Annotated in this window: 19 protein-coding genes; 8 read left to right on the top strand and 11 right to left on the bottom strand. The window is 66.2% G+C overall.

Annotated elements, in window-relative coordinates; all coding sequences use genetic code 11:
* Positions 1–32 precede the first annotated feature (32 nt).
* Entirely contained in the window at positions 33–815 is a 783-nt protein-coding gene (locus E3T35_RS10570; RefSeq protein ID WP_134378990.1) for a 3-hydroxyacyl-CoA dehydrogenase, read from the top strand.
* On the opposite strand, the gene E3T35_RS10565 is transcribed toward E3T35_RS10570, so the two are convergent.
* Both E3T35_RS10565 and E3T35_RS10560 read right to left on the bottom strand, forming a co-directional pair.
* Positions 775–1,119: a transcriptional regulator gene (locus E3T35_RS10565; RefSeq protein WP_134378988.1), complete on the bottom strand. Its 345-nt coding sequence runs from the start codon at positions 1,117–1,119 to the stop codon at positions 775–777. The two genes, E3T35_RS10570 and E3T35_RS10565, sit on opposite strands and share 41 nt — an antisense overlap.
* Positions 1,116–1,967, bottom strand: coding sequence for a hypothetical protein (locus E3T35_RS10560; RefSeq protein WP_134378986.1), 852 nt, complete (start codon positions 1,965–1,967; stop codon positions 1,116–1,118). Before E3T35_RS10560 ends, E3T35_RS10565 begins: the two co-directional genes overlap by 4 nt.
* Positions 1,968–2,121: 154 nt before the next feature.
* Here E3T35_RS10560 and E3T35_RS10555 point away from each other — a divergent pair, with 154 nt between their 5' ends.
* Together E3T35_RS10555 and E3T35_RS10550 are read left to right on the top strand one after the other, a co-directional pair.
* Positions 2,122–2,427 carry a hypothetical protein gene (locus tag E3T35_RS10555; protein WP_134378984.1) on the top strand — a complete coding sequence of 102 codons (306 nt, stop codon included), beginning with the start codon at positions 2,122–2,124 and terminating at the stop codon, positions 2,425–2,427.
* On the top strand, positions 2,427–2,720 hold the full coding sequence (locus E3T35_RS10550; protein WP_092339055.1) for a hypothetical protein: 294 nt from the start codon (positions 2,427–2,429) through the stop codon (positions 2,718–2,720). Before E3T35_RS10555 ends, E3T35_RS10550 begins: the two co-directional genes overlap by 1 nt.
* Here the strand turns inward: E3T35_RS10550 and E3T35_RS10545 are convergent, their stop codons facing one another.
* From E3T35_RS10545 to E3T35_RS10535, 3 genes are read right to left on the bottom strand one after another with little or no spacing between them, the layout of a single operon-like run.
* Entirely contained in the window at positions 2,721–3,752 is a 1,032-nt protein-coding gene (locus E3T35_RS10545; RefSeq protein WP_134378982.1) for an agmatine/peptidylarginine deiminase, read from the bottom strand. It abuts the gene before it with no gap.
* Complete coding sequence (locus tag E3T35_RS10540; RefSeq protein WP_134378980.1) at positions 3,749–4,720, bottom strand: nitrilase-related carbon-nitrogen hydrolase; 972 nt, start codon at positions 4,718–4,720, stop codon at positions 3,749–3,751. Before E3T35_RS10540 ends, E3T35_RS10545 begins: the two co-directional genes overlap by 4 nt.
* 57 nt (positions 4,721–4,777) lie before the next feature.
* The gene (locus tag E3T35_RS10535; protein WP_134345672.1) at positions 4,778–6,220 is read right to left on the bottom strand and encodes a helix-turn-helix domain-containing protein; all 1,443 of its coding nucleotides are present in this window, start codon (positions 6,218–6,220) and stop codon (positions 4,778–4,780) included.
* Positions 6,221–6,398: 178 nt separating this feature from the next.
* On the opposite strand from E3T35_RS10535, the gene E3T35_RS10530 reads away from it, so the two are divergent.
* Positions 6,399–8,249: a phosphoenolpyruvate carboxykinase (GTP) gene (locus E3T35_RS10530; RefSeq protein WP_134378978.1), complete on the top strand. Its 1,851-nt coding sequence runs from the start codon at positions 6,399–6,401 to the stop codon at positions 8,247–8,249.
* A gap of 194 nt (positions 8,250–8,443) precedes the next feature.
* Positions 8,444–11,488 (top strand): glycoside hydrolase family 38 C-terminal domain-containing protein, encoded by a 3,045-nt coding sequence (locus E3T35_RS10525; RefSeq protein ID WP_134378976.1) that lies wholly within the window; start codon positions 8,444–8,446, stop codon positions 11,486–11,488.
* Between the two features lie 89 nt (positions 11,489–11,577).
* On the opposite strand, the gene E3T35_RS10520 is transcribed toward E3T35_RS10525, so the two are convergent.
* Positions 11,578–13,503, bottom strand: a complete 1,926-nt coding sequence (locus E3T35_RS10520; RefSeq protein ID WP_369827307.1) for an ABC transporter ATP-binding protein — start codon at positions 13,501–13,503, stop codon at positions 11,578–11,580.
* 67 nt (positions 13,504–13,570) lie between these two features.
* On the opposite strand from E3T35_RS10520, the gene E3T35_RS10515 reads away from it, so the two are divergent.
* Genes E3T35_RS10515 through E3T35_RS10505 form a run of 3 tightly spaced genes read left to right on the top strand, consistent with a single transcriptional unit; the run spans position 13,571 to position 16,208 of the window.
* Positions 13,571–14,512, top strand: coding sequence for an ABC transporter ATP-binding protein (locus E3T35_RS10515; RefSeq protein ID WP_134378974.1), 942 nt, complete (start codon positions 13,571–13,573; stop codon positions 14,510–14,512).
* Positions 14,509–15,372 carry an ABC transporter permease gene (locus tag E3T35_RS10510; protein WP_134378972.1) on the top strand — a complete coding sequence of 288 codons (864 nt, stop codon included), beginning with the start codon at positions 14,509–14,511 and terminating at the stop codon, positions 15,370–15,372. The genes E3T35_RS10515 and E3T35_RS10510 overlap by 4 nt, the downstream gene beginning before the upstream one ends.
* 11 nt (positions 15,373–15,383) lie before the next feature.
* Entirely contained in the window at positions 15,384–16,208 is an 825-nt protein-coding gene (locus E3T35_RS10505) for an ABC transporter permease (protein ID WP_241988830.1), read from the top strand.
* A gap of 53 nt (positions 16,209–16,261) precedes the next feature.
* Here the strand turns inward: E3T35_RS10505 and E3T35_RS10500 are convergent, their stop codons facing one another.
* From E3T35_RS10500 to E3T35_RS10480, 5 genes are all read right to left on the bottom strand, one after another.
* Entirely contained in the window at positions 16,262–17,614 is a 1,353-nt protein-coding gene (locus E3T35_RS10500; RefSeq protein ID WP_134378970.1) for an MFS transporter, read from the bottom strand.
* Positions 17,615–17,756: 142 nt separating this feature from the next.
* Complete coding sequence (locus E3T35_RS10495) at positions 17,757–18,113, bottom strand: hypothetical protein (protein ID WP_134345678.1); 357 nt, start codon at positions 18,111–18,113, stop codon at positions 17,757–17,759.
* 33 nt (positions 18,114–18,146) lie between these two features.
* Positions 18,147–18,623 carry a 6,7-dimethyl-8-ribityllumazine synthase gene (gene ribH, locus E3T35_RS10490; RefSeq protein ID WP_104089679.1) on the bottom strand — a complete coding sequence of 159 codons (477 nt, stop codon included), beginning with the start codon at positions 18,621–18,623 and terminating at the stop codon, positions 18,147–18,149.
* Complete coding sequence (gene ribA / locus E3T35_RS10485) at positions 18,623–19,882, bottom strand: GTP cyclohydrolase II (protein WP_092339034.1); 1,260 nt, start codon at positions 19,880–19,882, stop codon at positions 18,623–18,625. Before ribA ends, ribH begins: the two co-directional genes overlap by 1 nt.
* Complete coding sequence (locus tag E3T35_RS10480; RefSeq protein ID WP_134378968.1) at positions 19,879–20,526, bottom strand: riboflavin synthase; 648 nt, start codon at positions 20,524–20,526, stop codon at positions 19,879–19,881. Before E3T35_RS10480 ends, ribA begins: the two co-directional genes overlap by 4 nt.
* Positions 20,527–20,533: the final 7 nt, after the last annotated feature.

The following is a 20,533-nucleotide window of genomic DNA, read 5'->3' as shown; positions in this document are numbered from 1 at the left end:
GCGATTGTCACACCTTTGATGGAAAGGCTCTAATGCAGATTGACGGATGCTCCGCCCTCATTACCGGAGGTGCCTCCGGCCTCGGCTTGGCCTGCGTTCGCACGCTGCACGAGGCCGGGGCCTTCGTGGTGCTGCTCGATCTGCCAGGCGCGCCCGGCGAACAAATCGCGGCCTCCCTGGGCGACCGCGCCCGGTTCGTAGCCGGCGACGTCACGAGCGCGGGCGACGTGCAGAGTGCCGTCGACGCCGCAGTGGCGCAGGGGCCGCTGCGCATCGTGATCAACTGTGCCGGTATCGCGCCCGGCGCTCGCACGGTCGGCCGCGACGGCCCACTGCCGCTCGAGGACTTTGAGCGGGCCATCCGTATCAACCTCGTCGGTACCTTCAACGTCGTGCGCTTGGCCGCCGCCGCAATGCAGCGCACCGAACCCGTGGGCGTCCCTGACCGTCAGGGCGGCGCCGAACGCGGCGTCATCGTGAACACGGCCTCGGTCGCCGCATTCGACGGTCAGATCGGGCAGGCGGCCTATGCCGCGTCCAAGGGCGGCGTCGCAGCGATGACCCTGCCGCTGGCTCGCGAATTCGCGCAGAGCCTGATTCGGGTGATGTCGATTGCACCCGGCATCTTCGACACGCCCATGCTGCAGGGACTGCCGCAGCCGGTGCGTGACTCCCTCGGCGCCCAGGTGCCGCATCCGTCCCGGCTCGGCGACCCAAAGGAGTTCGCATTCCTGGTGCGGCATATCATCGAGAATCCCATGCTCAATGGAGAAACTATCCGTCTTGACGGTGCGATTCGGATGCAGCCGAAGTAGTCAGCCCGCCGGCGATGGCCTGCAGGGCGCTGACGTGCACGCGCATGGCTGCCCGGCCACTTAGGGTCGCCCGAAGCCAGGTGCGCGGACGGTTGGCCACGTATCCCTTGCGCACGCCAACATAGCCCGCCGCCCTAAGGGTCGCGATGGCCTTGCTGAGCGCCGAATCGTCGGTCTCGAGCAACTGGCGCAGCGTCGCGAAGTCGATCTCGGCATCAGGCCCGAGCGCGGCCATGAGCGAGAAGCGCAGGGGGGTCAGCAGCGCGTCGTCGAGCCCATGGCGCGGATGGCGCCGTTCGGTCATGACCGTGCGCCGCGAACGGCCGCGACCACCAGCGGCGCAGCCACGAGCAGGCCGCCGAACACGCCGACCAGCGGCGTGTTCCACGGGGTGCGGGCGAGCACCACGGCCAGGGTGACCAGCAGGGTGAACGAGACGGCGTAGGCGGTCCATTCGCGGGTGCTCCACGCGGCTCCGAGGCTGGGCAGTCCCCAGCGGGACGAGAACAGGGCGAGCAGCACGATCAATACGATGATGAGGCCGAGCCCGGTGACGGCGAACCAGTTGAAGGCCGCGAGCATGCCGGTGAGTCCGAGATAGAGGCCGAGACTCGCGGTCATGATCCGGGCGGGCCGGCCCGGTTCGGTGTGTGCGACCGTCGTAGCTGGCGGGTCCGCTCGGCGGGCCGATTTCAGGCCCAACCAGACCATTATAACGGCCGGTGCGGCGGCAGCGACGAGGTTGAAGCCCCATGGATAGCTCACGCCGAAAACACTCAGCACGGCAAGAGCGAGGAACGGAATCAGCCCAATCAGGGTGAAGACGAGGGAGGGCCGATGCGCGCGCAGAACGCGCACCCGATCGCGCACTCCCATGACCAGCTGCGTGAGTACGAGAAAGGGAATGAGTAAGACGTTGGCGTAGGCATAGCCGCCAGCTGCTGCTCCCGACACAGCCTCCTGCGTCTGGTTGCCGAACAGCAGCAGGAATGCGCTGATGTAGATGAACATCGCAGCCGCGATACCGCACTGCGTCCAGGCCAATACTCGATGGTCAACAGCGCCGTCGGCCCGGGCGCTCGCGACGGCGCCGGCGTCGAGCAAGCGCGCGGCTCCCGCTGCATCGAGACGGTCCGTGTCGTTTGGCTTCATGATGGTTCCTCGCTTCACGCCGGTGCGGCGAGCGGGTGCCGCGCCATGGCTCTGCGGGAAGGCTAGCAGGTACTTTCCAAATAGAAAGTAACGCGTGACCGGCGTTACCCTGCGGTTAGGCTTGTAGGAACGACTCGTCAGGGGGCACGACCGCATGGCAGTGATATTCGGCGCGATTTTCGTTTTGGCCGGGTTCGCCTGTGGCATCGTTTACGCGGTCTGGCTGTCCCGCGCCAACGCCGGGGTCGTGATCCCGCTGATGCGCACGGCCCCGACCCAGCCACGGGCATCCACTTTGTTGAATATCGGTGCGGTCGCCCTGGTGATCTGGGGTGCCAACCTCATGACGGCCCAGGTCGGCCCGTGGGCGTTCGTGCTGCTCATCATCGCCGTCCTGGTGCCGTTCAACCTCGTGCGGTTCTGGCCTAATCGGCGGGTCGCTGCAGGCGTACAGCGCTGATGGAGCTTCTGCTCGGCGTCGTTCTCATTGCTATCTCGACGGCCCTCGGTCTCGTGGAAGCCTCGAGGATATCGGGGCCGAACCGTGGCTCGGGAACCTTCGTGAAATTCAAGGGGCGCCAGCGGCTTCCAGCATTGGTCTGGAGAATGCTCCAGATCGCACTCCTGGTCTCCGGCGTCGGGATCCTGCAGAACGAGCTTGGTGGGTGGGCCTATCTGATTTTCGGGATCGTTCTCGTTCTGCCGCTCATCTTCGGCTTGTGGCGCAACGCACGTCGGCCGGCTGACGCCTGATCAGGCCATTAGTGCAGACGGCTGCTGCTGCGTGATGCAGTGGATGCCGCCGCCGCGCGCGAACAACGGCCGCGCGTCGACCGACACGACCCGTCGCCCCGGGTAAGCGGCGGCGAGCAGGTTGCGGGCTATGGCATCGGCCCGTTCCTCACCGAAGCTGCAGGCAATGACGCCGCCGTTGACCACGAGGTGGTTGACGTAGTTGTAGTCGACGAAGCCCTCGTCGTCGCGCAGCACGGCGGGCGCCGGCAGATCGATAATGGTGAACGAGCGCCCGGCCGCATCGTGTTCGGCGGCCAGGAGGGCCCGGAAATCGCGGGTCAGCGGGTAGTCGGGATGCCCTGGATCGTTCTGCGCGTGCAGCAGAATCGTGCCCGGCGACGAGATCGTGGCGACCATATCGATGTGCCCGCGGGTGCCGAACCGGGCTTGGTCGCGGGTGAGACCGCGCGGCAGCCAGACGACGTGCTCGGAACCGATCGTGCGCTGCAATTCCACCTCCACCGACGCCCGTGTGGCGCCGGGATTGCGCCCGGGGTCCAACTGCACGCTCTCCGTCGCCAGCACTGTGCCCGCGCCATCGACGTGGATGCCGCCGCCCTCGTTCACGAGCGACGACGTTACGAGGGCTGCGCCGGCGGCATCCGCTACAAACCGCCCGACCGACTCGTCTTTGTCCCAGCTGGCCCAGTCCTGGCCGCCCCAGCCGTTGAAGGTCCAGTCGACGGCGCCGAGCCGGCCATCCGCGTCGTGCACGAAGCTCGGACCGATGTCGCGCATCCAACTGTCGTTCAGCTCGGCTTCCACGACCTCGATCTCGCTACTCAGATAGCGGACAGCGTCGGCGCGGGCGGCCGGGTCGACGACCATGGTCACCGGCTCGAAGTCGGCGATCGCATGGGCGACGGCGGTCCAGGTGCGGCGTGCCTCGTGCGCGTCGGCTGCGGTGTCCCCGAGAGTGTAGCCGCCAGCCGGAAAAGCCATCCAGACCCGGTCCTGCGGCGCGGTTTCGGCCGGCATGCGCCAGGTCATGCGCGCGCCGATCCAAACGGATGCGCCGGGTCGACCGCCGCCGTCAGCGCCGCGTAGCTGTCTGGCCGGCGGGTGGACAGGAATGGGAACAGGGTGAGCCACTCCTCGCGCTGCGTCAGATCGAGGTCGGCCACGAGTGCCACGGATTCGCCGCGCGGCGCCTGCACCAGCACGCGTCCGAACGGATCGGAGATGAACGAGGAACCGTAGAAGGTGAGGTCGCCCTCGTCGCCGTGCCGGTTGGGCACGACCATGAACAGTCCGCTGGTGATGCCGTTGGCCACGATGACCTGCTGCCAGATCGGCTGGGTGTCGAACTTCGGAAAAAGCGGCTCAGAGCCGATCGCGGTGGGGTAGGCGAGAATCTCGGCACCGCCGAGCCCGTACAGTCGGGAGACTTCGGGAAACCATTCGTCCCAGCAGGTCGGCAGGCCGAGGCGGGAACCCGCCACCTCGTAGACCGGGTAGGCGTCCTCGGCGGGACCCGGCCGAAAGTAGGTGTCCTCGTAGTAGCCTGCGGTGACCGGAATGTGCGTTTTGCGGGTGCGGCCGAGCAGCTCGCCGGCCGGCGATACGAGAATGGCCGTGTTGTAGCCGCGCGGGTCGGTCGGTTCGTCGGTGTCAGCCGGCCGTTCGAACAGGGACGCGTGCACGATGACATTGTGCAGCCGCGCCTGGGCCGCGGCGAATTCGTAGGTGGGGCCGGTCAGGAGCGGCTCGGCATCCGCTTTGGGAATTCCTGTAGCCTGCACGTTGCCGGGGTATTTGCTGAGGGTCAGTTCGGGCAGAAAGACGATGCGCGCGCCGGCTTCAGCCGCCAAACGGATGCCGTCGGCCAGCTCAGTCTCGAGCGTCGCCGCCTCGGCGTGCCAGCGATGCTGCACGAGGCCGACGCGCAGGGGGAGGCGGTCGGGCTCGCTGGCCCGGGTGGGCGACGCGGGGCTGGACGGGGCCTCGATCAGGCGCATGCGGTTCTCCTGTGAACTCTAAGCGGTCAACTACCTGCTTCAAACTATATGGTCCCGTTACTCCGCGGCGTGCGCCTCCAGAAACGCGTACACCTCGGAGTCGTCGACACCCGGAAACGTTCCGGACGGCAACGGCGACAGCACGTGCGCGTGCAGCCGGGCGCTCGGCCAGGCCCGGCCGGCCCAGCGCGCGGCGGCATCCGAGTTGGGGCGGCGGCAGCATGACTCGTCTGGACAGCGTGACACCGTGCGTTGGGTGGTCTCGCGCCCGCGAAACCACTTGGCCTGCGCGAACGGAACGCCGACGCTGATCGAGAATTCACCGGCATCCGTTGACCCGGTCTGGGTGGCTGACCAGAACGTGCCGGCCGGGGTGTCGGTGTACTGGTAGAACTCGGTGGTGCGGTTGGTGTGGGTGAAGGCGCTGCGGGCGCTCCACTGCTTGCAGACATACTGGCCCTCGATCGACCCGGTGACGTCCACCGGAAACGGCAGGTCGTCGTTTTCGTACCCTTTTTGCAGGGCGCCGTCGCCGTTGACCCGTAGAAAGTGCAGCGTCATGTCGAGGTGACTCGTGGCGAGGTTGGTCAGTCGCAACGCCGCCGCCTCGTGGGTAACGCCGAAGGCGTCGCGAAAGTCTTCTACGGCCAACTCCCGCTCCTGCTTGGCATGTGAAAGAAAGGCAACGGATGCCTCGCGCGGCATCAAACACGCCGCCGCGAAATAGTTGATCTCAAGTCGTTGCCACAGGAACTCGGCGTAGCTGCCCGGCCGTTCGTGCCCGAGCAACCGGTGGCCCATCGCCTGCAACGCCATCGACCGCAGTCCGTGCCCGCCGGGAATCGAGGCCGGCGGCAGGTAGATGCGGCCGTTGGCGAGGTCGGTGACCGACCGGGTGGAGTTGGGCAGATCGTTCACGTAGATCAGGTTGAAACCGAGCTGATCGGCCATAACGCTCACCTCGCGGTGCGTGAGCGCGCCGGAGATGTGGCCGCTCGCGCGCACCCGTTCCTCCACGAGCTCTTCGATGGCCGGCAGGTAGTTGCCCTGCTCGCGCATCCGCTCGCGCAATTCCGTATTGGCGCGGCGGGCCTCCTCCGGGGTGGCGATGGCCTCGCTGGCCCGGCGGGACAGCTCGCGGTGCAGGCCGAGCAGCGATTCGATCGCGGGCAGCGGCATCCCCTTGGTCACTTTCACGACCGGCAGGCCGAGCGCGCCGTAGAGCGGATTCTTCTGCGCCCGGTCGAGTTCGATCTCGAGCGCCGCTCGATTGTTCGGCGCTTCCCGGCGCAGCAGCTCGGCCAGGTCGACCGACAGCGCGGTCGCGAGTTCCTGCAGCGTCGAGAGTTTCGGCTCCCGGCGGCCGTTCTCGATCAGTGACAGCTGGCTGCCCGCGAGACTGACCCGCTCACCGAGTTGGTCGAGCGTGAGGCCGCGTTCGCTTCGAAAATGGCGGATGCGATGGCCGAGGGTGATCAGATCAGAAGCTTGAGGCGACATTCCTTAACAATATCTAAAGAATGAACATTCTTAACTGGCAATATCGCCGGTTCTCGTCTGCAGAGAGGACCATCCTTGATTTGTGGCCGAAATTATGGCCGTACGCAACGTCAAGTAAGCAACGCAGCCCGACGTTCCATAAATTTGCACCTACCCGAACAACCGGAAAGGCCAGAATATGACTCTCACCAACTCTTCCCTCCAGACCAACGGGGATGCGTACCCGTCGCGTACGGGCAGCACTGACCCCAACCTGCAGGCTTGGGTCGATGAGGTTGCTCGCCTGACCGAACCCGACGCCATCGTCTGGTGCGACGGTTCCAAGCGCGAGGCCAACGAGCTCTCCAAACTGCTCGTTGCTTCAGGCCAGCTCATCCGTCTCAACCCGGAATGGCGCCCGAACAGCTTCCTCGCCCGCACCAACCCGAAGGACGTTGCCCGCGTCGAGAACCGCACTTTCATCTGCTCCAACGATGAAGCGGATGCCGGCCCCACCAACAACTGGGCCGAACCGTCGGCCATGCGCGCCGAACTGCGCGGCGTCTTCGCCGGCAGTATGCGCGGACGCACCATGTACATCGTGCCGTTCTCGATGGGCCCGCTCGGCGGCCCCATCTCGCAGCTCGGCGTCGAGATCACCGATTCCCCCTACGTCGTGCTCAATATGGGCATCATGACCCGCATGGGCGAGACCGTACTGACCATGATCGAAGCTGGCGACCCGTGGGTGCACACCGTGCACAGCGTCGGCTACCCGCTCGTCGACGCATCGGGCATCACCCGTCCCGACATCGAATGGCCCTGCAACGACGACAAGTACATCGTGCAGTTCCCCGACACCCGCGAGGTCTGGTCCTACGGTTCCGGCTACGGCGGAAACGCCCTGCTCTCGAAGAAGTCCTTCGCCCTGCGTATCGCGTCGGTCATGGGCCGCGACGAGGGCTGGCTGGCCGAGCACATGCTGCTCATCAAGCTGATCTCGCCGGAGGGCGGCGTGTTCCACGTGGCCGCCGCGTTCCCGTCGGCCTGTGGCAAGACGAACCTGTCGATGCTGCGCCCGACCATTCCCGGCTGGACGGTCGAGACCATCGGCGACGACATCGCCTGGCTGCGTCAGGGCGAAGACGGCCGTCTCTGGGCCATCAATCCAGAGGCCGGCTTCTTCGGAGTCGCCCCCGGAACCGGTGAAACCACCAACCCGACCGCCGTCTCCACCATGTGGGGCAACACCATCTTCACCAACGTCGCCCTGCGCGACGACGGAGATGTCTGGTGGGAAGGCCTCACCGACAAGGCTCCCGAGCACCTGATCGACTGGCAGGGCAAGGACTGGACGCCCGGCTCCGGCCGCACCGCCGCCCACCCGAACTCCCGCTTCACCGTTGCGGCCGCCCAGTGCCCGTCGATCGCCGACGACTGGGAAGCTGCCGGCGGCGTGCCGATCGACGCCATCGTCTTCGGCGGCCGTCGCGCCACCAACGTTCCGCTGGTGGCACAGGCCCGCAGCTGGAAGCACGGCGTGTTCATGGGCGCGACGATTTCGTCCGAGAAGACCGCAGCTGCTGACGGCATCGTCGGCGAGCTGCGCCGCGACCCGTTCGCGATGCTCCCGTTCTGCGGTTACAACATGGCCGACTACTGGGGTCACTGGCTCAAGGTCGGCAAGGAGCTCGGCACCAACGCCCCGGCGATCTTCCAGGTGAACTGGTTCCGCAAGGGCCCCGATGGCGGCTTCATCTGGCCCGGATTCGGCGAGAACTCGCGGGTTCTCGAGTGGATGATTCGCCGTATTCAGGGCACCGTCGACGCCGTCGACACTCCGATCGGCCTGCTCCCGGCCGAGGACGGCCTGAACCTCGACGGTCTCGACCTGTCCAAGGAAGCCGTCGATCAGCTCTTCGCGATCGACCAGACCAGTTGGCTCGCCGAGTGCGACCTGACCGAGGAATACTTCGACAAGTTCGGTGACAAGGTGCCGCCGGCACTGCGCGCCGAGCTCGCGAGCGTGCGTTACCACCTCAAGGACTAGTCCCGGCAACGCGAACGGCCCCGCCACCCCTGGTGGCGGGGCGGCTTCGCGTTCCCCACCGCGGTCGGGGCCCGGGCCCCGTCCCTGGGCCCAGTTCATGAACTGGGCCCAGGGACGTAAGGTGGGCCCCACCATGGGGATGCTCGTCAGCACACCGCCTCGCTCGACGACAACCACCGTCGTAAGATGCGAGCATGCATGACGACAGCGCACTCGTCGAGGCTCGACTGAACCGGTTCGTTCGCGAACGACTGCAACCGGCGATCTACCGGGCCACCACACCGCTCGAGGTCACCGCGTGGGTGGTGCCGGGGGAGCCGGTCTCGTTTGCGGAGGCTGTGTCGCGTCCGTTCACGCCGTTTGCCGTGGGCGAGGCGTGGGGGCGGCCCTGGGGCACCGTGTGGTTTCACCTGACGGGAACGGTGCCGCCCAAGTGGGCCGGCCTGGCCGAAACCCGCATCGAGGTCGTGGTCGACCTCGGGTTCACGGTCGCCGTGCCGGGGTTTCAGGCCGAAGGCACGGCCTACAACCCAGACGGGCGACTCCTCAAAGGCGTCGAAGCGCTGAACCGTGCCGTCACGGTCACCGGCGAAATTGTCGATATGTACATCGAGGCGGCCGCCAACCCCAATATCGCCGCCGACTTCAGCTTCACCCCCACCCCGCTGGGCGACCTCGCCACCGCCGGCACCACGCCGCTCTACACCCTGCGGCAAGCGGATGTCGCAGCGCGCGACACACAGGCTTGGCACCTTCTGCAGGACGTCGTAGCGCTAGACGGCCTGCGCCGCGAGCTGCCGGCCGCCTCGCCCCGACGGGCGAACATTCTGCGGGCGCTGGAACGCTGCCTCGACCTTCTCGACCCCGACGATGTCGGCGGCACGGCGGCGGTTGGTCGGGCCGCCCTCGCCGACGTGCTCGCGAGCCCGGCGAATGCCAGCGCGCACCGGGTGCACGCTGTCGGGCACGCGCACATCGACAGTGCCTGGCTGTGGCCGGTGCGGGAGACGGTGCGCAAGGTCGCGCGCACCTTCTCCAACGTGCTCGACCTGATTGACCGGTACCCCGATTTCGTGTTCGCCGCCTCGTCGGCGCAGCAATACGCCTGGCTGCAGGACGGCTACCCTGAGCTGTTCGAGCGGGTGCGGCGGGCCGTCGCGGCCGGCAACTTCGTGCCGGCCGGCGGAATGTGGGTCGAATCCGACACGAACATGCCCGGCGGTGAGGCGTTGGCGCGGCAGTTCGTGGCAGGCAAGGGGTTTTTCCTGCGCGAGTTCGGGGTAGAACCACTCGAGGTCTGGCTGCCGGACTCGTTCGGATACTCGGCGGCGCTGCCCCAGATTGTGCAGGCCGCCGGCAGCCGCTGGTTCCTCACCCAGAAACTCTCCTGGAACGACACGAACGTGTTTCCGCACCACAGCTTTCTCTGGGAGGGCCTCGACGGCAGCCGCACCTTCACACACTTTCCGCCGGTCGCCGACTACAACGCGCAGCTCTCCGGGCTCGAACTGGCCAGGGCCGAACGCCTCTACAGCGAAAAGGGTGTCGCGAACACCTCGCTCGTGCCGTTCGGCTGGGGCGACGGCGGCGGCGGACCGACCGAGGAGATGATCGCCGCCGCCCACCGCACCGCGTCCCTCGAGGGATCGCCCACGGTCGAGCTGTCGAGTCCGCGGCGGTTCTTCGAGGCGGCGGAGGCCGAATACGCGGCGCCACCGGTCTGGTCGGGGGAGCTGTACTTGGAGTTTCACCGCGGCACGCTCACCTCGCAGGCCCGCACCAAGCAGGGCAACCGGCGCTGCGAACACCTACTGCGGGAGGCCGATTTATGGGCGACGACGGCATTCATTCGGTCAGGAGCGGAGTATCCACGCGCGGCACTCGAAAACGCGTGGCAGACGGTGTTGCTGCAACAGTTTCATGACATTCTTCCGGGATCGTCGATCGCCTGGGTTCACCAACAGGCCGAGCGTGAGTATGCGCGGGTCGCGGGGGTGCTCGAAGGGGTGATCGAGGCATCTGTTCGAGCGCTGTGCGGACCGGGCGACGACGCGATTCTGCTGAACGCGGGGCCCTACGCCCAGGAGGGTGTGCCCGCACTCTGCGGTGTCACGCAGGTTGCGGATTCCCTTCTTGGCGCCACGATCGCGCGCTCCCCCGCCGGCTGGGTACTGTCGAACCGGCACGTACGCGTGACCATCGACGCCGACGGTCTTTTCACTTCGATCTACGATCGCCACGCCGAGCGCGAGGTCGTGCCGCCCGGAGCCAGGGCCAACCTGCTCACCCTGCACCGCGACACCCCCACCCAGTGGGATGCCTGGGACATCGATACCCCCAACGCACGCCTGTTCGAGGCGCTCACCGACGCCGAGACGGTGGAGCAGCTCGACCACCTGCCCCACGGTCAGGTCGGCGTTCGCGTCACGCGGCGCTTCGGTGCCTCGACTATCACCCAAGACGTCACCCTGGCGCAAGCCTCGAGTGCCATCGACCTCACGTTCAACATTGACTGGCACGAGCGGCAGAAACTGCTGAGGCTGAACTTCGCGCTCGACGTCGCTGCTGACCGGGCCGCCTCCGAAATTCAGTTCGGCCATATATTCCGTCCGACGCATGCAAACACTTCGTGGGATGCGGCCCGCTTCGAAACCGTCGCCCACCGCTGGGTGCACGTCGGCGAACCCGGCTTCGGAGTGGCCGTCGCTAACGATTCCACCTACGGGCACTCGATCACCCGCACCGCCTTCGCTTCAGAAGCGGATGCCGCACCCCGCATCGGCACGACCGTGTCGCTCTCCCTGCTGCGCGCGCCGCTTTTTCCCGATCCGACCGCCGACCAGGGGCGGCACGAGCTACGCGTTGCTCTGCGCGTGGGCGCGAGTATTCCCGACGCGGTATATGAGGGCTATCGATTGAATCTGCCGATCCGCAGCCTAACCGGCGTCGGTTCCACGCCAGTGGAGCCGCTACTCACTGTCGACAACCCGGCCGTCGTGATCGAGGCGGTGAAACTCGCCGAAGACGGCAGCGGCGACGTCATCGTACGGGTCTACGAGGCGCACGGTACCCGGGCCCTGGCCCGCGTCATCCGCTCATTCGAATCTGCCGCCGTGGTTGAGACCGACCTGCTGGAGCGCCCGGTCATCTCGGCGGCCGTCATCGAGGCCGATGACGCCGCCCTGACGCTGGAGCTGCGCCCGTTTCAGCTCGTGACACTGCGCTATCGGCGCATGTAACCCCGGTAGATTTCGCGACACGCCGTAATCGCGCTTCAATCTGTGCGGCGTATCGCATATTTACCGGTAAAACATACCGGCATGGCGGGCTAGACCAGCAGCTGGTGCTTCGCCAAGTCGCGATAGAGAGGAGTCGAGACGACGAGCTCGGAGTGCGTGCCGACGCCGACGACCTGGCCGTGGTCGAGCACCACGATCTGGTCGCTGTCGACCACGGTCGACAGGCGGTGCGCGATCACGATCAGGGTGCGGTCGGCCGCGACGGCGTCGATGGCCTCCCGCATCATCTGCTCGTTCTTGCCGTCGAGGCTCGAGGTGGACTCGTCGAGCAGCAGAATCGGTGGCGCCGCGAGCAGCGCCCGCGCGATCGCGAGCCGCTGGCGTTCGCCACCGGAGAGTTTCACTCCCGATTCGCCGACCGCAGCCCCGAGTCCGGCCGGGTCGCGGTCGAGTACCTCGCCCAGGTTGACCGCGTGCAGCACGGTGATGCAGTCCTCGTCGGTGGCGTCGGGGGTCGCGAGAGTGAGGTTGTCCCGCAGCGACCCGGCGAGCACCGGGGCGTCCTGTTCGACGTAGCCGATCTGGGCGCGCAGCGCGGTGCGATCCAGCGAGCGGATGTCCAGCCCGCCCAGTCGCACGGTGCCGTCCGAAACGTCGTAGAACCTCTCGATCAGGGCGAGGATGGTGCTCTTGCCCGCGCCGCTCGGCCCGACGAGCGCCGTGCGCAGTCCGCGCGGGGCGGCGAAAGAAACGCCGTTGAGCACCGGCCGCGGGTCTGTTGACGGGGGAGCGGTCTCGATATCGGCGGCGGCAGCATCCGCTTCGTTGGAATCAGCGTCGACCGGAGCGACCGCATAGCCGAAGTGCACGTTCTCGAAGCTGATCGCGGCGGCTTCGGGGCGCACCTTTTCGTTGGCGGCGCCGACCGTCATGGCGAGCGGGGCGATGTCCCGGTCGAACTGATCCTCGGCGGGCAGGTCGATGATCTCCTGGATACGGCCGAGCGCGCCGAGCGCGGAGTTGACCGAGGTGATCGCGCCGAAGAACTGTCCGAGCGGCATGATCATCATGAACAGAAACAGAATGAACGCGACCAGGTCGGCGATGGTGATGGCGTCGCTCGCGACCCGAAAACCGCCGACGCCGAGCACCACGAGAAACGACACCTGCATGGCGATGCCGGCGATCGGTACGACGAGGGCGCTGATCTTGGCAACCTTGATACCCATGCGCCAAGCGCCGCGGGCGTCTTCCTCGATCACGGCGACTTCACGGTCGGTGGCATTGGCGGCGCGCACGGTGCGAATGGCGCTGATGGCGCGTTCGACGCTGGCCGCGAGGTCGCCAACCTTCACCTGGGCGGCCGTGCTGGCGGTGCGAATGCGGCGGGACAGCAGGATGACGGTGACCACCGACACTGCGATGACGAGCACGGTCAGGCCGAGCAGTACCGGGTCGATGATGAGCATCGCCACGAGTGCGCCGATGAAGGTGAGCGACCCGCCGATCGCTTCGACCAAGCCCTGGGTGAGTACCGCGCGCAGCAGGGTGGTGTCGCTGCCGACGCGGGAGACGAGGTCTCCGGTGCGGCGGGCGTCGAATTCGCTGATCGGCAGTCGCAGCAGTCGCCCGACCAGTTTGCGCCGGCTGGAGAGCACGACGCCCTCGCCGGTGCGCTGCAGCAGATAGTGCTGGTAGCCGCTGATCAGGCCCGAAATGACCACGAGCGCAATCAGCACACCAACGAGCGACCCGAGTGGGTCATTCGCCTGCACGATCGTGATGACCTGGCTGACGAGCAGCGGCTGGGCCAGGCTCGCGGCGGCGCCCAGCACGCTCAGAACGATGACGACGCTGAGCACCTTTTTGTGCTCGAACAGGTAGGGCAATAACTGGCTGAACGTGGCGCGGGGACCGGCGGGAACGGGTCGGCCGCGTCGGCCGCGCGGCGTCTTCCCGGCGCTCGGGGAAGCGGATGCAGCAGCGGATTCGGGCACACGGGTAGCGGTAGTCACCAGAGAATCGTAGCTGCCGAAGATGCGAACAATCCCCAGTGTCACCGGTGCGGTCTAGGTTAGAACTGTGCCAGAGCCTGTCATCGCCACCCAGAATCTCGTCAAAAGTTATCCGGTCAAGAACGCAAGCGATTTCGTCGCCGTCGACGGCATCAGCTTTGAGGTTGCGCCGGGGGAGTCCTTCGGGCTGCTCGGGCCCAACGGCGCCGGTAAATCCACGACGATGCGCATGATCGGTGCGGTCTCCACGCGCACGAGCGGCGACCTGACTGTGCTCGGCCTCGACCCCAATCGGAATGGTCCCGAGATTCGCTCCCAGCTCGGTGTCGTTCCGCAGGAGAACAACCTCGACATGGAACTCAAGGTGCGGGAGAACCTACTGGTCTACGGCCGCTACTTCGGGCTGCCGCGCGCCCGGGTGGCCCGTCGGGCCGACGAACTGCTCGAGTTCGCGCAGCTCGCCGACAAGGCCTCCGCCAAGGTCGACGACCTGTCCGGCGGCATGAAGCGTCGCCTCACCATCGCCCGGGCCCTCATCAACGACCCGCGCATCCTGCTCCTCGACGAACCGACCACCGGCCTCGACCCGCAGGCACGCCACATTCTCTGGGACCGCCTCTTCCGCCTGAAAGAGCAGGGCACGACGCTGCTCCTCACCACCCACTATATGGACGAAGCCGAGCAGCTCTGCGACCGCCTCGTCGTGGTCGACAAGGGGCGCATCATGGCCGAAGGTTCCCCGGCCGACCTCATTCGCCGCTACTCCTCGCGCGAAGTGCTCGAGGTGCGGTTCGGGTCCACCCAGAACGCCGAGGTCGCGGGCCGCATCGAGGGCTATGGCGAGCGGGTCGACGTGCTGCCCGACCGCATCCTGGTCTACAGCGACAGCGGCGAGAATGAATTAGAGCGGATGACCGCAGCCGGCCTCCACCCGATCACCAGCCTCGTTCGTCGCTCCAGCCTCGAAGACGTGTTCCTGCGGCTCACCGGCCGAAACCTGATCGAATGAGCACGCTTTCCGATAACACGAGCGACGGCATCCGCTCTGATACGCTCGCGGCGGCGGTCGCGCAGGCCGCGCGTACCCGCCGTTACGGCTCCTGGTACGTGGCCGAACACCGATTTCGCGTGATGCGGTCGTATGCCCAGACCGTGCTGTTCACAGCAATCGGCAGCCCGCTGGTCTACCTGTACGGGATGGGGGTAGGCCTGGCAAGCCTGGTCGACGGCAATCTCGGCGACGACGCCGTCAACGGGGTGAGCTACCTCTCCTTCCTCGCCCCGGCGTTGCTCGCCAGCAGTGCGATCGCGGTGGCATCCGAAGAGTTCACCTACCCGATCATGCTCGGCTTCAAGTGGAACCCCACCTTCTTTGGCATGAACGCGAGCTCGATTCAGCCCGGCCAGATCATCAACGGCATCGTCATCTCGGTCGCCGCGCGCATGCTGCTCACCTGTGCTATCTTCTTCGTCTTCATGCTGGTCTTCGGGGCGGTACCGGGGCCACTGGGGTTCGTCGCTGTGCTCGTGGCGCTGCTCACCGGCCTGGCCTTCGGGGCGCTCGTGATGGCCTACACGGCCACCCTCAAAGACGACACCGGACAGCTCGCCATGGTGCAACGCTTCGTCATTTTGCCAATGACCCTGTTCTCGGGCACGTTCTTTCCCCTCGATGTGCTGCCACCGTACCTGCAGTGGATCGGCTGGATCTCGCCACTCTGGCACGGCACCGAACTCTCTCGAGTCTTCGCCTACGGTATGCCGGAGCCGATCTGGCTGAGCCTCGTGCACGTGCTCTATCTCGCCGCGCTGCTGGCCGTCGGCTGGATCTGTGCCCGCCGCCTCACGGCCGACAGGTTGAACAAGTGACCGGGCCGCAGCTGTCTCCGTCGACGATCGCGGCGGGCGCTCGCCCGCCGCGCGCGTTCGGCCACCTTTATGCTGGCAACGCGCGCAGTGTCATGGCGCGCGGCTGGCGAGCGACCCGCAGCACTAACTCCCTCGTCGTACTGAGCGGCTTCGTCGAGCCCATCTTCTACCTGCTGTCAATGGGCCTCGGCCTCGGGGCACTGATCGGGCAGGTGCAGACCGCCGACGGCACCCAGGTACCCTACGCAGCGTTCATTGCCCCGGCCCTGCTCGCTGTCGCCGCGATGAACGGCGCGATCTACGACTCGACCTGGAACGTGTTCTTCAAGATGCAGTTCGCCAAGCTTTACGAGGGGATGCTGTCGACCTCGCTCGGCCCGCTCGACGTGGCACTCGGCGAGATCTCGCTCGCCCTGCTGCGCGGACTGCTCTACGCGACCGGATTCATGCTCGTCATGCAGGCCCTCGGCCTGAACCTGTCCTGGTGGGCGCTGCTCGCCCTGCCCGCCGTGTTGCTCATCGCGTTCGGCTTTGCGAGCGTGGGTATGGCGGTCACAAGCTACATGAAGACCTTTCAGCAGATGGACTGGATCAACTTCGTGTTGCTGCCGATGTTTCTGTTTTCGGCCACGTTCTACCCGCTCAGCGTCTACCCGCAGGGAATCCAATATGTGATCCAGGCGCTGCCGCTCTGGCACGGTGTCGAGCTCGTGCGGGCACTGACCACCGGCCAGGTCAACCTTGGGCTGCTCTGGCACGTGCTCTACTATGCCGTGATGATCGTGGTCGGCCTGTTCGCGACCACCCGCCGCCTCAAAGCCCTCTTCCTGAACTGACAACGCTCCCCCCACGCCGAGCGTGAGGGAAGCGGATGCCGTACCGAAAGAACTCAGCGGTGCAGGTCGAGATCCTTGGTTTCGCGGCTCAGGATCAGCGCGATCAGGGTGATGACACCCATCACCGAGAGGTAGATGCCGACCCAGAACGGGCTGCCCTCGCCGATCGTCCAGAGCCAGACGGCGATGAACGGGGCAACTGCGGCACCCAGAATGGAACTCATGTTGTAAGCGAACGCCGAGCCGGTGTAGCGCACATTGGTCGGGAACAGCTCGGGCAGCAACGCGCCCATCGGGCCGAAGGTCATGCCCATGAGCGAGAAGCCCACAATGAGGAACAGCATCACACTGAGGTCACCGGCACCGAGCAACGGCACGAAGAGGAACCCGAACACGATGATGAACAGGGTCACGATGATGAGCGTCTTGCGACGTCCGTGCTTATCCGCCCAGGGGCCGGAGGCGAGGGTGAAGATTCCGAAGAACACCACGCCGAGAATCATCATGAGAATGAAGCTGTTGTAGGTGAAGCCGAGTCCGGGGACCTCGGCATCGGTGGCGGCACGACCGTAGCTCAGCGTGAAGGTGGTCATCAGGTAGAACAGCACGTAGGTGGCCAGCATGATGAACGTGCCGAGGATGAGTTCGCGCCAGTTGGACTTGAACACGGCAGCGAGCGGCAGCTTCTCAACCTTGTCAGCCTTGACGACCTTGGTGAAGACGTCACTTTCGACTAGGCGCAGACGCACCCAGAGTCCGACGATGACCATCACGGCCGAGAACAGGAACGGCACGCGCCAGGCCCACTCGAGGAACGCCTCCGACGGACGGGTCGGGTCGGTCGACGGCAGCGCGAGGGCGAGGCCGAGAAACAGGCCGTTGGCAATGATGAAGCCGAGCGGGGCGCCGACCTGCGGGAAGGTGCCGTACCAGGCGCGCTTGCCGACCGGAGCATTCTCGGTCGCAACCAGCGCCGCGCCGCTCCACTCCCCACCGAGGGCGAAGCCCTGGGCGAGACGCAGGATGACGAGCATGAGCGGTGCCCACCAGCCGATCATGGCGTAGGTCGGCAGCAGGCCGATCAAAAAGGTCGCGATACCCATCGTGAGCAGAGCGCCGACCAGGGTGGCCTTGCGTCCCTTGCGGTCACCGAAGTGGCCGAAGAACAGCGCGCCGATTGGGCGGGCGACCATCGCAGCGCCGAAGACGGCGAAGGAGGCGAGCAGCGCGGTGGTGTCGTTGCCGGTCGGAAAGAACAAGTGCGGGAAGACCAGAACGGCTGCCGTCGCGTAGACGTAGAAGTCGTAGAACTCAATGGTCGTGCCGATGAGGCTCGCCATGATGACGCGACTCTTCGGATTGAGAGGTGTAGTCGGCGTCGATACTGACGCTGTGCTTGTTGACATGAGGATGGAACGCTTTCGAAAGGATGGCTGAGCGCCGACGAAACCCGCAAGTCGATCTGACTTCCCGCGGAAGCGTTTACGCACGAATGGTGGTGTGGCCGCGTGTAGAGGTCACAAAATACTTTAGCCCGCTTTCGCGCAGTTACTTCCAGAGCACCGCGATGGCAACGTTGGCCAGGGTCAAGGCGCCAATGGCCCAGAGCACGAGCGATGAAACGCTCGGCTTCTTGCGGTTGACGATCACGAGCACGGTGATCACGATGAGCACGACCAGCTTGACGCCGATCTTGGCATTGTCGATGTGGCCGAGCGAACCCATCTCGATGATGCCGACGAGCAGCACGCCGGTGACCAGCTGCGTCAGCGCACCGTGGAACATTGCGGCGACGATCGTGCCCTTGCCGGCAATGATCGGCTTGATCTGCACGAGAAAGCCGCCGAGCAGCGAAGCCAGTCCGACGAAGTGCAGAATGAGCAGAATATTGCGTATAAGGTCCATGCGTTCAGCCTAGAGACACAAAGACGCCGTCCCCTACCCGATGTGCCCGCGCAACTCCCGAAGCACCAACGCGGTCGAGAGGGCAGCGGATGCCGCCTCCTCGCCCTTGTCTTCCTTCGACCCGGGCAATCCGGCCCGGTCGAGGCCCTGCTGCTCGTCGTCCAGCGTCAAGACGCCGAACCCCACAGGCTTGCCGGTGTCGAGGGCGACGCGGGTGAGGCCATCCGTTGCCGCATTCGAAACGAACTCGAAGTGGGGGGTACCGCCGCGAATGATCACGCCGAGCGCAACGACCGCGTCGGCACCGCTATCGAGCGCGACCTTGCAGGCGACGGGCAATTCGAAGCTGCCCGGAACGCGAACGAGTGAGAATTCGGCGTTGCTCGCTTCGAGCACCCGGGTCGCGCCGGCGATGAGGCCGTCGGTGATGCCGGTGTGCCACAGACCGGCAACGATGACGAGCCGAAGGCCGCGTCCGTCAACGCTGATTGTGGGTCCTGTTCCAGCCATTAGGCGATTCCGTTCATGATTTCGATGTTGGAAATGTGGTGACCCATGCGGTCACGTTTGGTGGCGACGTACTCCTCGTTGAACTCGCCGATACCCACGACGAGCGGCACCCGTTCGGTCACGGCGACGCCGTGCAGTTCAAGTTGACGCACCTTCTCCGGGTTGTTGGTGAGCAGCCGCACCGACTGCAAACCCAGATCGTGCAGGATGCTGGTGGCCGCGCCGTAATCGCGGCTGTCGCCGGGCAGCCCCAGCGCGAGGTTGGCGTCGAGGGTGTCGAGGCCGTCCTCCTGCAGCTCGTAGGCGCGCAGCTTGTTGATCAGGCCGATGCCGCGCCCCTCCTGGCCGCGCAGGTAGACGACGACGCCCCCTTCCGCCTGGATGATGTCGAGGGAGGCGTCGAGCTGCGGTCCGCACTCGCACTTGAGCGAGCCGAAGGCCTCCCCGGTGAGGCACTCGGAGTGCACCCGCACAATGGCGCCATTGACCGGGGTTCCGGCGACGAAAGCGACGTGGTCGGCACCGGTGGAGCGGTCCCGGTAGGCGCGTACCCGGAAGGCCCCGTGCCGGGTGGGCACCGTGGTCTCCACCTCGAAGTCGACCCGCGGGGCCTCGATGATCGGGGCGATCGTCGGCAGCGCCTCGTTCGGGTGGAACTCGTCCAGGTAGCTGATCAGGTCTTTGATCGTGATGACGAGCAGCCCCTCGCGCTCACCGAGTTCGAGCAGGCCGGGCAGGCGCATCATTTCGCCGTCCTCGGCGACGATCTCGGCGATCGCGGCGACCGGAACCAGGCCGGCCAGTTTCATGAGGTCGACGCCGGCTTCGGTATGGCCGCCGCGCTCTCGCACGCCGCCGTCGCGGGCCCGCAGCGGCAGGATGTGGCCGGGGCGGTGCAGGCTGGCCGGGGCCGACTGCGGGTCGGCCAGCACCCGCAGGGTGTGGGCGCGGTCGGCGGCACTGATGCCGGTCGACAGCCGGTCGGCGGCATCGACACTCACCGTGTAGTTGGTGCCGAGTGGGTCCTCGTTGTTGAGCACCATCACCGGCAGGTCGAGCTGGTCGGCGATCTCGTTGGTCATCGGCGCGCAGATGAATCCGGAGGAGTAGCGCACGGTCCAGGCGATCCACTCCTGCGTGGCCAGCTGGGCGGAGATGATGACGTCGCCCTCGTTTTCGCGGCCCTCGTCGTCGGCGACGATGACCGGTCGGCCGAGGCGCAGGGCGTCGAGTGCGGAGGGAATATCGGCGAGGCTCATGATGCGCTCCTTGTTGCTGCTTCGGGCTGGGAATTGTGGGTGGTGAGGGCCAGCATCCGTTCGACGTGGCGCGCCAGAATGTCGGTCTCGATGTTGACCCGGTCGCCGACGGCGCGTTCGCCGAGGGTGGTGGCGGTGAGGGTCTCCGGAATGAGCGACACCTCGAACCACTGGTTCACATCGGTGGCCGGGCTGATGTTGCTCACGGTGAGGGAGACGCCGTCGATGGCGATCGACCCCTTACCGACCACGAGCGGCGCCAGCTGGGCGCTGAGGCTGAATCGCAGCACCCGCCAGGCCTCGCCGGGGGTGACGGCGAGTACGGTGCTGGTGCCGTCGATGTGGCCCTGCACGATGTGGCCGCCGAGTCGTCCGCCGACGAGGGCGGCGCGTTCGAGGTTGACCGTGGAGCCGACTTTGGCGTCAGACAGGGTCGACATCGACAGGGTCTGGGCCATCACGTCGGCGGTGAACGTGTCGGGGGTGCGTTCGACCACGGTGAGGCAGACGCCGGCTACGGCGATGGAGTCGCCGTGACCGGCGCCGTCGACCACGAGTGGGCCGCGGATGGTGAGGCGGGCGGCATCCGCTGTGGTCTCGATGCGCTCGATCTGGCCGAGCTCCTCGATGATTCCGGTGAACATGGGTTCC

This window comes from Cryobacterium sp. TMT1-2-2 (assembly GCF_004403505.1).
In the GTDB taxonomy this organism is placed as follows: domain Bacteria; phylum Actinomycetota; class Actinomycetes; order Actinomycetales; family Microbacteriaceae; genus Cryobacterium; species Cryobacterium flavum.
Note: the sequence above shows the minus strand (reverse complement) of the source record. Positions and strands in the feature narration are given on the sequence as shown.